We start from the raw sequence: 13070 nt of genomic DNA on the forward strand, positions 1-13070 counted from the left end.
CCGCGCCTTCGGGCCGGGGGGTTCTCTCTCGCCGCGGCCCCTTTCGTGTACGCCGAAGCGTATACGCTTGACTGTATACAAGGCATCCCATATAGTGCCCATTCGTTCGGGAAAGGACGAAAGGAGCAGGGTGGAGCGTAATGACGAGTGGGTTCGCGTCGAGCGGACTTCAGCGTTCAAGGAATTGATGCGAAAGAAGAAGGCTTTCATCTTACCTGCGATGATCTTTTTCTTCGTCTTCTACTTCACGCTGCCGTTCTTGACGGCTTTTACTACGGTGTTGAACGCCACGGCGTTCGGGCCGATATCCTGGGCGTACGTGTACGCCTTCGCGCAGTTCGTCATGACGTGGGGTCTCGCCTACGCGTACATAGGCCAGGCGAACAAGTGGGACGACCTGGTGGATGACGCCCGGCGAGAGGCGGCGCAGGGGTCCGCGGAAGGGAGCAGGGCATGAGCACGACCGACATCACCGCCTTCGCGTTCTTTATCCTGATCATCGCCATCACGCTCGCCATCACCTACTGGGCGGCCAAGCGGAACACGGACACCAGCCACCACTACGTGGCGGGGGGCGAGATCACGAGTTGGCAGAACGGCCTCGCCATCTCCGGCGACTACCTCTCGGCGGCATCCTTCCTCGGCATAGCCGGGGCGATAGCCCTCGAAGGCTTCTCGGGTTTCTACCTTTCGATCGGCTTTCTGGTGGCGTTCTTGGTGGTCCTCCTGCTCGTGGCCGAGCCCCTGAGGAACCTCGGCAAGTACACCGTCGGCGACGTGCTCACGGCGCGGTTCAACGCCCGCGGGGTGCGCTCGGCATCGGCGCTCAACACGCTGGCGATCAGCATGTTCTACATGATCGCTCAGCTCATCGGCGCGGGCGCGCTCATAAGCCTGCTGTTGCCGATCTCGTTCAACCTGGCGGTCATCATCGTGGGCGTCCTGATGACCGTGTACGTCGTGGCCGGCGGGATGGTGGCCACCACCTGGATCCAGATCACCAAGGCCGTCTTGCTGATCTTGGGCTCCATCGGCCTGTCGATCGCCGTGCTCGCCCAGTTCGGCTTCAACCCGGTAGCGCTCTTCGCCGCGGTGGAGAGCGAGGTCGGCCGCGAGGCGATCGTGCCCGCCCCGCCCGGCGGCCTCGTGCCCGGGCTTGACACGATCTCGCTGAACATCGCCCTGGTCCTTGGGACGGCGGGGCTGCCGCACATCCTGATCCGGTTCCTCACGGTGCCCGACGCGAAGGCGGCCCGCCGCTCGATCATCGTGGCGACGTGGGTGATCGGGGGGTTCTACCTCCTGACCCCTATCCTCGGCTACGGTGCGACGCTCCTGGTCGGCCGGGACACCATCGCCCAGCAGGACCCGGGCGGCAACCTTGCCGCCCCGCTGCTCGCGGAGGCCCTCGGCGGCCCGATCTTCCTGGCGTTCATCTCGGCGGTCGCCTTCGCGACGATCGTGGCCGTGGTGGCGGGCCTCGTCATCGCCGCCTCCAGCGCCTTCGCCCACGACTTCTACACCAACGTGATACGCCACGGCGAGGCGTCCGAGCAGGAGCAGTTCAAGGCCGCCCGCTACACCTCCGCGGGCATCGCGATCACCGCCATAATCCTGGCCCTGCTCCTGCAGGGCGCGAACGTGGCGTTCCTCGTGGCGCTGGCCTTCGCCGTCGCCGCGAGCGCGAACGTCCCGGTCATCCTGCTCCTGATATTCTGGAAAGGCTTCAACACGGCCGGCGCGATCGCCGGCATGCTGACCGGCCTCATATCCTCGGTCGGCCTGGTGGTCCTGAGCCCCACCATCCTTGGCGACGCGGCCATCTTCCCCCTGACGAGCCCGGCCATCGTCTCCGTACCCTTGGGCTTCCTTGCCTGCTACCTGGGCACCAAGCTCGGCGGCAAGAGCGCCGAACGCGAGATGAGAGAGGGGCGCCAAACGTCCTACGACGAGATCTACGTCCGCGCCAACACCGGCATCTCCAACATCGAGCAGGAGATCCGGGAATCCGCCCCGGAGACGGGGCAGCGCACCTCGTAACACCCTGCTAGCCCGCACCAACCGGAGCCCCCGTCTTCACCGGCGGGGGCTCTCCTTGTATGCTCACCCCGCTATGGGAGCCCACCCGTGGACATAACGGTCAGGCACGCCGAACCCTCGGACGCCGATGCCCTGCACCGCATCTTCCAAGCACGCTCCGTCGTGGCAGGCACCCTGCAACTCCCCTTCCCGAGACTAAGCCTCTGGCAGGAGCGTCTCCGAAACCCGCCGGAAGGCCTCTACCAGCTAGTCGCCTGCGTCGAAGACGAGGTAGTCGGAGAACTGACCCTCAGCACCACCCCGAACCGCCCGAGGCTGGGCCACGTCGGGAGCATCGGCATGGCCGTGCGCGACGAGTGGCAGGGCAAGGGCGTCGGGACCGCGCTGATGGAGGCCGCGCTCGACCTCGCACACAACTGGCTGGCCCTCACCCGTATCGAGCTAGAAGTCTACACGGACAACGCGGCCGGCATAGCCCTCTACGAGAGGTTCGGCTTCGAGAGGGAAGGAACCCACCGCCGCTACGCCTTCCGCGACGGCGGGTACGTTGACGCCTATTCCATGGCCCGCCTGAAAGGGTGAGCCTGGAGCCGTCAGCCATCAGCCCGCTCCGGCTTCGCCTCCGCTCTCGGCGGTCGGCTTTTTGCCCTTGCTGAGAGCCGACCGCTGATGGCTGACGGCTTTAGTCCAGGGTGGCGTTTACCCGGACGTCGACGTTGCCGCGCAGGGCGTTGGTTACGGGGCAGACCTGATCGGCCTGCTCGACGGCCTGCTGGAAGCCGTCGGCGTCGAGGCCGGGGACGCGGCCGCGGACGTCAAGGGTCTCGGTCGTGATCTTCAGGCTCCCCATGTCGAGCACGCAGGTGGCGTTTATCCTGAGCTCCTCAGGGTCGTTGCCGCCCTCATGGAGCACGTTGGAGAGCGCCATCGCGTAGCAGGAGGCGTGGGCGGCCGCTATCAACTCCTCGGGAGAGGTGTTGCCGTTCGGGTTCTCCGTACGGGTGGCGAAGCTTACGTTGGCCCCCGACCAGGCCCCGCTGCTCGCGAGGTCGAAGGTGCCGGAGCCGCTCTGCAGGTCGCCGTTCCAGACCACTTCCGCACGCCGTTCCGCTGTAGCCATGCCCTTCTCCAATCTGTTTTTTCGGATACTACGCCGTCCATCCTACCCGGGTGCGGCGGGATCTAATCCGCAAGCGTGGTGTTGACCCTGATCTCGACGTTCCCTTTGAGGGCGTTGGAGACCGGGCATACCTGGTGAGCGCTTTCGGCGGCATCCCGAAAACCCTCGGCGTCCAGTTCGGGCACCCTCCCCCGGACTTCGAGGTCTATCGTCGTGATCCTGAAGCCTTCGGGGGTCTGGTCGAGGGTACACTCGGCCTCGACGTCGATGTTCTCCGGCGGCGTTCCGCGCTCGGCGAGGACGAGCGAGAGGGCCATCGCGTAGCAGGAGGCGTGGGCCGCGGCTATTAGTTCCTCGGGGCTCGTGGTCTCCTCCGCGGGGCTCGTGCGCGAGGCCCACGTCACCGGAACTTCGCCCACCATCCATTTACCAACGGTGAAGCTGCCGCGTCCCTCTTCGAGGGTTCCCTTCCAGTCCACCTCGGCCCGCCGCTTCGCAAGCGCCATAGCGCTCCTTCCCTGATAGGTACGAGCCCGAATGCTACCAGAGCCGGGGGAACGTTTACCCGTTGCGGGCGGCCTCCTCCATCTTGCTCCGGTAGGCCTCGGGGTCTGCCCCTTCCAGACGCAGGGCGCCCGAGGTCGTGATCGCGCCGTTGAAAAGGAAAGCCGTCTGGCGGAGGGATGACTCGAGGTCGAACGGGTCGAGGGCGGAGGTGGCGTCTTTGGGGATGACTACGTCGTACCAGCGCAGCGCGGCGCTCGCGGCCGTGTAGTGGACGCAGATGTTGGCGACCGTGCCGCAAAGTACGAGCGTCTTGGTGTCCCACAGCCTCAAGAAGTGGTCCAGGTGGGTGCCGTAGAAGGCGTCGTAACGGACTTTCTTTATCACGAGCTCGTCCTCGCGCGGCGCCAGCTCGTCGACTATCTCCCAGCCCCACGACCCATCGCGGGCGTGCTCGGGCCAGATCTCCCACTCCGGGTCGCCCTCCGAGTGCGTGTCCTGGGTGAAGACGACCTTCGCCCCGGCCCTGCGGGCCGCCTCGATCAAACCCCGGATCGCCGGGATGGTCCCCTCCGCGTCGGGGACGACCAGCGAACCGCCTTCTTTGACGAAGTCGTTCTGCATGTCCACCACGACGAGGGTCGTGCTCGCCGGGTCGAGGCGAAGCTCCCCGTGTACCTCGTACTGCGGAACCTCCACCATACGGGCCATACGGACCTCCTCAAGATCGCAGGAATCACCGTACAGTCTACCGCCCGGACGGTATGGTACGCCGTCCGGGCGGTCGGGATAGGGCGCGTGAAGAGAACCCGTTAGCGGCGGTTCTTCCTGCGGCCGGCCTCTTCCTGGGCTTTGATCCTCTTGGCGTCCGACTCGACGAGCGCGGAGGAGACGCGCGTGCCCTGAACGGCGTTGGCGTCCACCTGCTGAAGGCCCGGGTTCCCTGCCTCGATGGCGAAAGACGCCCTGGTGTAGACCGGCGCCCCCGGCTGCTTGACGAAAGGCAAGACCCTGTAGTCCGCGCGCCACTGCTCGGGCGTGAGGGTGCAGCGCACGTAGCCGCGCTGGCCGTTGAAGAACTTTATGTGTGGGTTCTCCGCGACTACGTTCTCCTGATTCGGGCTAGTGTCCGCGCCGTCGCCGCCGGAGGTTACGGAGGTGCCGACGAACTCGCTGCCGAACGTCGCGGAAGCCGGATCATCGTAGTTCGCCTTCAGGTCGCACGCCCAGTTGTTGTGAACGTCGCCGGTCAGGACCACCGGGTTGAGAGAGCCGCGCTCCTGGATAAAGTTCGAGATGCGGTTCCGCGAGCCGACGTAGCCGTCCCAGGCGTCCATGGAGAAGCGCTGGGTGTCGTCGGTATTGAAGTCCCGCTGGGCGAAGAAGACCTGCTGGGCGAGCACGTTCCAGGTCGCCCCGGAGGCGGCGAGCCCGTTAAGGAGCCACTGCTCCTGCTCGTTGCCGGTGAGGGTGCGATTGGGATCCAGGCTCTCCGGATTGGGCGGATCGGTGCCGTCGTTTGCGGCCTGGTCGTCGCGGTACTGGCGGGTGTCGAGCACGTTGAACTCGGCGAGGTTGCCGTAGGCCAGGCGCCGGTAGAGGAGCATGTCCGGGCCGGTTGGTACCGAGGACCGCCGGAGGGGCATATGCTCGTAGTACGCCTGGTAGGCCGCCGCCCGCCGTCTGAGGAACGCCTCGGTGGTCGGCGTCGGGGTCCTCGCCTCGGGGACCTCGTCGGCGTAGTTGTTCTCGACCTCGTGGTCGTCCCAGGTCACAGCCCAGGGGAACGCCGCGTGCGCCGCCTGGAGATCCTCATCGGTACGGTACTGGGCGTGGCGGTTGCGGTAGTCCGAGAGCGTGACGATCTCGGGCCCCGAGTGCGCCCGGACGTTGCCGCCGGGAGCCACGTACTCGTTGGGGCCGTACTCGTAGATGTAGTCCCCGAGGTGGAAGACGAGGTCGAGCTGCTCCTGCTCGGCCATCCTGCGGTAGGCCGTGAAGTAGCCGTGCTCGTACTGCTGGCACGAGACGATGGCGAAGCTCATCTCGGCCAGGCCAGCCCCGGCCGCGGGCGCCGTCTTCGTGCGGCCCACGGGCGAGAGGTCCCGCCCGGCCCGGAAGCGGTAGAAGTACTCGCTACCCGGGTTCAGCCCACCGACCTCGACGTGCACGGAGTGGGCGAGCTCGGGGCGGGCGAACGTGGAACCCTCCAGCACGACGTTGCTGAATCCCTCGTCGGTGGCGACCTGCCACTGGACGGGCACCTTCTTGTCCGGCATCCCGCCGCCGTTGAGCGGATCGGGGGCCAGCCGCGTCCAGAGCACGACGCCGTCGGGCAGGGGGTCCCCCGAGGCGACGCCGAGCTTGAACGGGTAGTCCGGGAATCGCGGTTGAGCCCAGACCCTCTCGGTAAACGGCCCGTAGCCGAAGATCAGGGCCGCGGCACCCGCCCCGCCCAGCTTCACGAACGTCCTGCGGTCGATCTCGCCCATGCGCGAGACCGCCTCCACGCGCCGCTGCTCCCAGTTGCCCCGAATCGTCACGAAGACCCCTCCAGTGATTCTCTTGCACGCCGCGGCAAGCATAGCAACGGGCCTTTCGAGATAGGTTTAATGGAAGTAAGTTTTGCTTTAAGGCTTGGTTAAACGCCCTGTTTCTTTCCCCGCCGCAGGACGGGCAGGACCTCCCCGATCGCGAGCGCGGAGAGGATGAGGGCCGCGCCGAAGATCTGGACCGCCACGAGCCTGTCGCCCGCGAGCCAGTAGCCGAAGAGTGCCGCGAAGACGGGCTCCATGGTCAGTATGATCGCGGTCCGCGCCGCCGGGATACGTTGCTGCACCGTCGTCTGGACCAGGAACGCACCCGCCGAGGCGAGAAGCCCCGTTACGAGCAGCGCTACCCAGACCTCGGGCGGCGGAAAGGTAACGGGGGCGAAGAAGGGCCAGGCGACTACGAAGAGCAGGGCCATCGCCAGGATCTGGGCCAGGGTCAGACCGCCCGCGTCGTGGCCGGCCGCGTACCGGGAGAGGAGCGCGATGTGCAGGCCGAGCGCCGCCGCGCAGAAGAGGGTGAGCAGATCCCCCCAGTTGGCGCCCTCCGGCCCGCCGCCCGCCAGAAGGACCATCCCGACGAGGCTCAACACGACGGCCACCAGGACCTGCCGCGAGGCGCTCGCCCCGAAGAGTACCCTGTCGGCTAAAGGGGCGAAGACCACGAAGAGGCCCGTGATGAGGCCCGAGTTGGTCGGCGTCGTGAAGAGCAGGCCCGTCGTCTGGAACAGGTAGCCCGCCGCGAGCACCACCCCGATGCCGCCCCCCACGAGCAGCGACCGCCGGGTGAGCCTGCTGCCGTAGACCGGGGCGAGCGCGGCGCCCGCCAACGCGAACCGAACGGCCAGGAAAGGCAGCACGCCGTAGAGCGCGATGGCGTCCTGGACGACCACGAAAGTCCAGCCCCACACGGCCGTGACGGCGACGAGCAGAAGCGTGTACACGAACCGGACGCCCATCAGGCGGTCACTTTAGACGGGCCATGGCGTGGGCGTCCACGTACTCGCCGTTTCGGAAGGCGAACCGCCTGTGGGTCCCTTCCCTCTCGAAGCCGAACCTCTCGTAGAGGGCTATGCCGGCCGCGTTGTCCGCGTACACGCACAGGTCCAGCCTCGTGAGGCCGAGCCAGTTGTCCGCGAGGTCGAGCGCGGCCTCCATCAGCGCGGTCCCGACGCCCTTCCCCTGCCAGTCGTCGCGCACGGCTATCCCGAAGTGCCCCGAGTGCCGGGTCCTCGGGTTCGCGTAGACCATGAGCGCGAGGTGCCCGACGACCTCGCCCCGCACGTAGGCCACGAGGGGGACGTTGTCGTCCCGTCGTCCTGAGAGCTCCTCGCGCCAGTCCTCCTCCGAAGAGAAAGGTATACCGAGCGTCCCTGCCATCGCGTTCGGGGAGGAGTAGACGAGGTGTACGGCTTTGTAGTCCTCGGGTTCGGCACGTCGAACTACGACTTCGCGCACGCCCGTACTCCTCCTTCGCAAGCTCGAAAAGCACGGGCGCCAGTCTACCTACAATCGCCCCGAGACGTCGGCCTTCGCGAAGCGCGGGTCCTCGGCCCGGAAGCTGTCCGGGTTGGTCCCGCGCGCGAGCGCGAGGTGGTAGGAGAATAGTTGCAGCGGAACGAGGCAGGTGAGCGCGGAGAAGGGTTCCGGAACGGGGGGTACCGTCAGCCGCGCGGCGCCGGCCGGCACGTCACCCGAGCCGTCGTCCACCACGATGACCGCGGCGCCGACATCTTCGGCAAGGTCGGCTATCTCGAGGGTGCGTTTCCGCGCCGGTCCCTCCGGGGCTATCAGGACGAAAAGGTCATCGGCCTCGACGCACTGGAAGGGGCCGTGGAGCATCGTTTCCGTGGGGAGGCCCTCCGCCTGGAGGTAGGAGGTCTCCTTGATCTTGAGCGCTATTTCCGCCGCCGTCACCGCGTTCGGCCCGGCCCCAACCAGCCAGATCCTGCGCCGGCCCAGATGCTTCCTGGCGAGATCCGTCACCCCGTCCTCGACCCCAAGCGCCATCCGCAGCGCGGCCGGGATCTCATCTTCCAAAACACCGACGCCCAGCGTCTCCGCGCCGGTCCGGTGGCCTCCCAGCCGTCCGGCGAGAAGGGCGAGGACGGCTACGGCGCCCGTGTAGCTGACCGTGTGGGCCGCGGATCTCTCCTGGGCCACCGTCCTGAATAGGAAGTCCACCTCAGGCGTCTGCGCGTCTCCTTCGCCGGTTATGAGGGCAGTCTTGCAGCCCGCATCTCTGGCGCGGTTTAGCGCGAGGGCGGTGTAGCGCTTGGTGCCGCGGTGGCTCACGGCGACCACGCAGTCGTCGGGACCTAGCTCGGGACCGTAGAGCGCGAAGTCGAAGGAGTGAGCGGCGCGCGTGTCGACCCCGCCGCCGTAGGCGCGGGAGAGGTGCTCACCCACGAGGGCCGCGTGATGGGAGGTGCCGATGCCGACGATGAAGAGCCGCCGGCAGGAGGCCGCTTCCGCCGCGAAGGCTTCCGCGTCCGTCTCATTGCGTTCCAGCGCGCGGGCGAAGGCGTCGGGCTGAGCCTGGATCGCGTCGTGCATGTGGTACGGGTGCTCGTGTCTGGGTCCGTCGTTCATGATGCTCCTTTTCAGCCCTGCGTTATTGGTATGTATCCGGGTTGGTTTGCGACGCGCTCGATCCAGCCCCGAACGGCCGGATAGCCGGCGAGGTCGAAGCCGCCTTCGTGGGCGACGTGGGTGTAGGCGTAGAGGGCGATGTCCGCGACGGAGTAGCGCCCGCCGACGAAGTAATCGTTGCCGTTGAGATGCCCCTCCATCACCCCGAGCGCCTCGTGGCCGAGCTTGCGTTTGGCCTCCAGGGCGAGACGGCGCTCCCCGGTCATCTCCAGGCCGAAGACGTGGACCCAGGCGCGGGCCACCGCTATGTTCGGCTCGTGGCTGTACTGCTCGAAGAACATCCACTGCAGGACGCGTGCGCGCTCCAGTCGTCCTTCCGGGAAGAACCGCGTGCCATCCGCCAGGTAGAACAGGATCGCGTCCGACTCGGCCAGGAACTCGCCTTCGTCCGTTTCGAGCACGGGGACGCGTCCGTTGGGGTTGACCCGTTGCAGGAACTCCGGGGTGCGCGTCTCGCCCAGGGTTACGTCGTACTCGATCCTCTCGAAGGGGATGCCGAGTTGCGTCAGCAAGAGCCTGACCTTGTAGCCGTTCCCGGAAGGCAGGTAATCGTGCAGGATCACTTCGCCCCCAGACCGCGCCTCGGCCGCGCCACGAGCTCGCCGCCGCAGTTCGGGCAGGCCCTTCCCGCGTCGGCCGCGCAGCCCTCGCAGAAGGTGCACTCGTGACTGCAGATAGTCGCCGGCCCGTCTTCCGCGAGGCCCTTGCCGCACCGTTCGCAACGCTCGCGCATCTCCAGGCTCACGCCCCCTCCTCTCCGCCCTCGGGGCCGTAGAAGACCACCCACACGACGAGGTCATCCGTGAAACTCTCGAAGCGGTGCTCGACGCCGGCCGGAACGAACAGGGCGTCACCGGGTCCGAACGGGTGGCGGTCCGGGCCGTTGACGAACTCGCCGCTTCCCGAGACCACGAAGTACAGCTCGTCTTTGGTGTGGGGCTGTTGCGGGTCCCGCCCGCGCGGGGCGTAGACCTCGACCTCCATGCTCCCGTGCCCCAGCACCCTCGCGAACCTCTCACCGTCCGGCCCGGGAAGCCTGGTAAGCGCCGCCTCGACCGTGGCCCGATGACCTCGATCTTTCACCCGTTCACCCATCCTGCCCCCTCCCTTCCGGCCAACAAGTCCAGCCGCCGCCGGAGGTTTTCCTCCACCTCGGGCCACTCGTCGTCGGTGATGCTGTAGTAGGCGGAATCGCGCACGCTGCCGTCGGGCAGGATCATGTGTTTGCGGAAGATGCCCTCGAATTTGGCCGGAAGAGCCTCCATCGCGCCCCGGGAGCGTTCGTTGCGGCGGTCGGTCTTTAGCTCGACCCTCATGCAGCCGAGTCGTTCGAAGGCGTGGCCCAGCATCAGGAGCTTCGCTTCGACGTTCGCGCCCGTCCTCCAGTACGTCGGCGCGAGCCAGGTCCACCCGATCTCGAGCCCCCGGTGCCCGGGACGCAGGGCCAGATAGCGGGTGCTGCCGATGGGCTCCCCGCTCCCAATGTCGATTGTGGCGAACGCGCCCTCGAAGCCGGCCGCCGAACGGCTTATGGCGTCGTCTATCCACGAGCCGAACTCTTCGCGACCGAGGGCGGTCCCGTACTGCATCCAAGCCCAGATCCTCTCGTCCCGCGCGGCCTCGAAGAGCCCTTCTTCGTGCCGCTTCGCCAGCGGCTCCAGCCGGACGATCCCACCCTCCAAAACTTCCGTCAGGTTCTCCCACACGGCCATCACCCTTTCCCCAGGCTGAACAAACCCCACAACGACTCCGGGCGCCACGGCAACGGTTCGCCGCGGGCCATCCTGGGCAAGCGCCGGACTGCCTGGAAGCCCATCTCTTCCATGAGGCCCAAGCAGGCACCGTTCATTTCGGTGATCCAGAAACGCGCAGTCTCGTCTGGACCGACCAGGGTCCGCGCGAGGCGCGTCAACGCCTTGGCGACGGTGGGGTCGGGCGTGATCAGGGGCCCACCGCCCCACGGTACGGGCAGGTAGTAACCGCGCACCCTTCCGTCTTCGCCTTCGACCACCCATCCTGGCCCCGCAAGGGCGCGCAGCAGGTGTCCGCGGTCTTCGCCGGTCATGCGCCGGTCGAGATCGCACACCGAAGGCAGGTCCTCCGGCCGCATCCGGCGCAGACCGGGCGGTAGCGGCCCCGGTTCGAGGCCAGGCCCCGCAAAACCCCGGTAGTGCGTCTCGGTCGAAAAGCCGAGCCTCTCGTAGACGCGACGGCCCATCTCGGTGGCGGTCAAGATCAGGGTCCGGCAACCGCGCTCCTCCATAAGCTTCGCCACGCGTTCGGTGATCGCGGCTCCTATACCGCTGCCCTGGTAAGCCGGCCTGACGCAGACCAGGCCGATCCAACCCACCGCCCCGTTCCGCGTCCCGAACCCGATACCAACGACCTCTCCCCCAGCCTCAGCCGCCACGGCCTCGCAAAACGGGTGACCCACAAAGAACCCGAACCGCCGCTCCCGCCCAGGCCACCCGACCTCGGCCCCGACGGCGGCAGCGGTAGGGACGTCTTCTGACGTCATGGCCCTCATCAGCACCGCGTGGTCCTCTCGAACGCCCATGCCCACCATGTTAGTTCGGGTGCGGACTCCCTACCAGATCCACTATTATGTATTCCGACTAGACCACTAAGATCGGGGGTGCAGGGTGACCAGGCGGGCGGCCGAGGTACCGGCCTGGGTGAAGCTTGACCCGCTCTCGGAGACGCCTTTCTACAGGCAGTTGTACGAGGGGATGCGGGCGGAGATCCTGGCCGGCCGGCTCCCGGCGCGGGCGCGGCTGCCTTCGACGCGGGCCGTGGCGGCGGAGCTTGGGGTCTCGCGCACGACCGTCGTCGCGGCCTTCGACCAGTTGCTCGCGGAGGGTTACCTGGAGGGGAGGGCGGGCTCTGGCACGTACGTTGCCCCTTCCCTGCCCGACGACATGCTCGGGGTACGGGGCGTGGCGCGTTCGAAGGTGCGTGCGTCTGGTGGCAGGCGCGCGTTGAGCAGGCGGGGGGAGGTGATGGCGGCGACGCCCACGTCGGTCGCGAGGGACCGGGGGGTTCCCCGCGCTTTCCGGCCTGGCGTTCCGGCGACACAGGAGTTCCCGTTCGGGGCGTGGCGGCGGCTGGTTGGGAGGGTGTGGCGGCGGCCCTCGGTCGGGTTGCTCGGGTACGGGGAGCCGGCGGGGTACGGGCCGTTGAGGCGTGAGATCTCGGCCCACTTAGGTCCGGCGCGGGCGGTCAGGTGCGGGCCGGAGCAGGTGATAGTCGTCTCGGGCTCCCAGCAGGCGTTGGACCTCTGCGCGCGGGTGCTCCTGGATCCCGGAGACGCGGTCTGGGTCGAGGAGCCGGGCTACCGGGGCGCCAGGGCCGCGCTCCTCGGCGCCGGCGCCACGCTTGTCCCTGTGCCCGTGGACGCGGAAGGGCTCGACGTCGGGGTGGGGATTGGGCGGGATCCGGACGCGCGGCTCGCGTGCGTTACGCCCTCCCACCAGTACCCGCTCGGGGTGACGATGAGCCTCGCAAGACGGCTGGAGCTTCTCCGCTGGGCCGGGCGCTCCTCGGCCTGGATACTGGAGGACGACTACGACTCGGAGTACCGTTACTCGGGCAGGCCGCTCGAAGCGCTGCAGGGTCTGGACACTGAGGGGCGCGTCATCTACGTCGGCACCTTCAGCAAGGTCCTCTTCCCGTCGCTCCGGCTCGGCTACCTCATCGTCCCGCCCGACCTCGTGGACGCCTTCACGGCGGCCCGCGAGCTCTCCGACAGGCAGCCGCCGGGGATGGAGCAGGCCGTGCTCGCCCACTTCATGGCGGAGGGCCATTTCGCCCGCCACGTCCGCCGCACGCGCTCCCTCTACGCGGAGAGACAGGCGCTGCTCGTCGAGGAAGCCGCCAAACACCTCTCCGGACTCCTCGACGTCCCGCCCGCCGGCGCGGGCATGCACCTCGTGGGCCGTTTACCGGCGGGCAAAGACGACCGCGAAGCATCCCGCCGCGCCGCCGGGCGGGGCGTAGAAGCGCCGGCGATCTCCCTCTACGGAAAGCCGTCCGACGGCCGTGGCGGCCTCATGCTCGGCTACGCGGCCGTCGATGAGGCCGGGATCCGTCAAGGCGTGCGCCGCCTCGCCCAAGCGCTGGAATAAAGGCTTCAGGTGTCAGGCATCAGGTTTCAGGGAACGTAAACACGAAAATGGTCTTGCCAGGACGATACTATCGGTGGCGGT

16 protein-coding genes are annotated in these 13070 nt (G+C 67.5%); 4 read left to right on the plus strand and 12 right to left on the minus strand.

The window, feature by feature from the left end; genetic code table 11:
* The first annotated feature begins 67 nt into the window (after positions 1-67).
* The 3 genes from GBA63_RS21000 to GBA63_RS21010 all read left to right on the plus strand — a co-directional run bounded on the left by GBA63_RS21000 (position 68) and on the right by GBA63_RS21010 (position 2622).
* Positions 68-457 (plus strand): DUF485 domain-containing protein, encoded by a 390-nt coding sequence (locus tag GBA63_RS21000; RefSeq protein ID WP_228282219.1) that lies wholly within the window; start codon positions 68-70, stop codon positions 455-457.
* Positions 454-2040 (plus strand): solute symporter family protein, encoded by a 1587-nt coding sequence (locus GBA63_RS21005; RefSeq protein WP_166179345.1) that lies wholly within the window; start codon positions 454-456, stop codon positions 2038-2040. Before GBA63_RS21000 ends, GBA63_RS21005 begins: the two co-directional genes overlap by 4 nt.
* A gap of 87 nt (positions 2041-2127) precedes the next feature.
* Entirely contained in the window at positions 2128-2622 is a 495-nt protein-coding gene (locus GBA63_RS21010; RefSeq protein ID WP_166179347.1) for a GNAT family N-acetyltransferase, read from the plus strand.
* A gap of 100 nt (positions 2623-2722) precedes the next feature.
* On the opposite strand, the gene GBA63_RS21015 is transcribed toward GBA63_RS21010, so the two are convergent.
* From GBA63_RS21015 to GBA63_RS21065, 12 genes are all read right to left on the minus strand, one after another.
* A complete protein-coding gene (locus tag GBA63_RS21015; RefSeq protein WP_166179349.1) occupies positions 2723-3160 on the minus strand; it encodes an OsmC family peroxiredoxin in 438 nt (145 codons plus the stop codon).
* 62 nt (positions 3161-3222) lie between these two features.
* Complete coding sequence (locus GBA63_RS21020; RefSeq protein ID WP_166179351.1) at positions 3223-3666, minus strand: OsmC family peroxiredoxin; 444 nt, start codon at positions 3664-3666, stop codon at positions 3223-3225.
* 55 nt (positions 3667-3721) lie between these two features.
* Entirely contained in the window at positions 3722-4366 is a 645-nt protein-coding gene (locus GBA63_RS21025) for a cysteine hydrolase family protein (protein WP_166180468.1), read from the minus strand.
* A gap of 110 nt (positions 4367-4476) precedes the next feature.
* A complete protein-coding gene (locus GBA63_RS21030; protein ID WP_166180470.1) occupies positions 4477-6156 on the minus strand; it encodes an alkaline phosphatase D family protein in 1680 nt (559 codons plus the stop codon).
* Between the two features lie 149 nt (positions 6157-6305).
* Positions 6306-7172 (minus strand): DMT family transporter, encoded by an 867-nt coding sequence (locus tag GBA63_RS21035; protein WP_166179353.1) that lies wholly within the window; start codon positions 7170-7172, stop codon positions 6306-6308.
* A gap of 7 nt (positions 7173-7179) precedes the next feature.
* On the minus strand, positions 7180-7671 hold the full coding sequence (locus GBA63_RS21040) for a GNAT family N-acetyltransferase (protein ID WP_166179355.1): 492 nt from the start codon (positions 7669-7671) through the stop codon (positions 7180-7182).
* 48 nt (positions 7672-7719) lie between these two features.
* Entirely contained in the window at positions 7720-8805 is a 1086-nt protein-coding gene (locus GBA63_RS21045; protein WP_228282221.1) for an SIS domain-containing protein, read from the minus strand.
* An 11-nt stretch (positions 8806-8816) separates the two neighbouring features.
* Positions 8817-9422, minus strand: a complete 606-nt coding sequence (locus tag GBA63_RS21050) for a glutathione S-transferase family protein (protein ID WP_407690863.1) — start codon at positions 9420-9422, stop codon at positions 8817-8819.
* Between the two features lie 2 nt (positions 9423-9424).
* Positions 9425-9610 (minus strand): DUF1272 domain-containing protein, encoded by a 186-nt coding sequence (locus GBA63_RS23460; protein WP_207956965.1) that lies wholly within the window; start codon positions 9608-9610, stop codon positions 9425-9427.
* Positions 9607-9948, minus strand: coding sequence for a cupin domain-containing protein (locus GBA63_RS21055; protein ID WP_207956966.1), 342 nt, complete (start codon positions 9946-9948; stop codon positions 9607-9609). The genes GBA63_RS23460 and GBA63_RS21055 overlap by 4 nt, the downstream gene beginning before the upstream one ends.
* Positions 9945-10577: a GNAT family N-acetyltransferase gene (locus GBA63_RS21060; RefSeq protein ID WP_166179361.1), complete on the minus strand. Its 633-nt coding sequence runs from the start codon at positions 10575-10577 to the stop codon at positions 9945-9947. Before GBA63_RS21060 ends, GBA63_RS21055 begins: the two co-directional genes overlap by 4 nt.
* On the minus strand, positions 10577-11422 hold the full coding sequence (locus GBA63_RS21065; RefSeq protein WP_166179363.1) for a GNAT family N-acetyltransferase: 846 nt from the start codon (positions 11420-11422) through the stop codon (positions 10577-10579). Before GBA63_RS21065 ends, GBA63_RS21060 begins: the two co-directional genes overlap by 1 nt.
* 85 nt (positions 11423-11507) lie before the next feature.
* Between GBA63_RS21065 and pdxR the strand changes: the two genes are divergently transcribed.
* Positions 11508-12989, plus strand: a complete 1482-nt coding sequence (gene pdxR, locus GBA63_RS21070; RefSeq protein WP_228282229.1) for a MocR-like pyridoxine biosynthesis transcription factor PdxR — start codon at positions 11508-11510, stop codon at positions 12987-12989.
* The last annotated feature ends 81 nt before the right edge of the window (positions 12990-13070 follow it).

The organism is Rubrobacter tropicus, from assembly GCF_011492945.1.
Lineage (GTDB): Bacteria > Actinomycetota > Rubrobacteria > Rubrobacterales > Rubrobacteraceae > Rubrobacter_D > Rubrobacter_D tropicus.

Coding starts and splice junctions, on each gene's coding strand:
- GBA63_RS21060 (WP_166179361.1), bottom strand. CDS start 10,577: ATGGCCGTGTGGGAGAACCTGACGGAAGTTTTGGAGGGTGGGATCGTC.
- GBA63_RS21065 (WP_166179363.1), bottom strand. CDS start 11,422: ATGGGCGTTCGAGAGGACCACGCGGTGCTGATGAGGGCCATGACGTCA.
- GBA63_RS21030 (WP_166180470.1), bottom strand. CDS start 6,156: ATGGGCGAGATCGACCGCAGGACGTTCGTGAAGCTGGGCGGGGCGGGT.
- GBA63_RS21020 (WP_166179351.1), bottom strand. CDS start 3,666: ATGGCGCTTGCGAAGCGGCGGGCCGAGGTGGACTGGAAGGGAACCCTC.
- GBA63_RS21015 (WP_166179349.1), bottom strand. CDS start 3,160: ATGGCTACAGCGGAACGGCGTGCGGAAGTGGTCTGGAACGGCGACCTG.
- GBA63_RS21045 (WP_228282221.1), bottom strand. CDS start 8,805: ATGAACGACGGACCCAGACACGAGCACCCGTACCACATGCACGACGCG.
- GBA63_RS21005 (WP_166179345.1), top strand. CDS start 454: ATGAGCACGACCGACATCACCGCCTTCGCGTTCTTTATCCTGATCATC.
- GBA63_RS21035 (WP_166179353.1), bottom strand. CDS start 7,172: ATGGGCGTCCGGTTCGTGTACACGCTTCTGCTCGTCGCCGTCACGGCC.
- GBA63_RS21025 (WP_166180468.1), bottom strand. CDS start 4,366: ATGGTGGAGGTTCCGCAGTACGAGGTACACGGGGAGCTTCGCCTCGAC.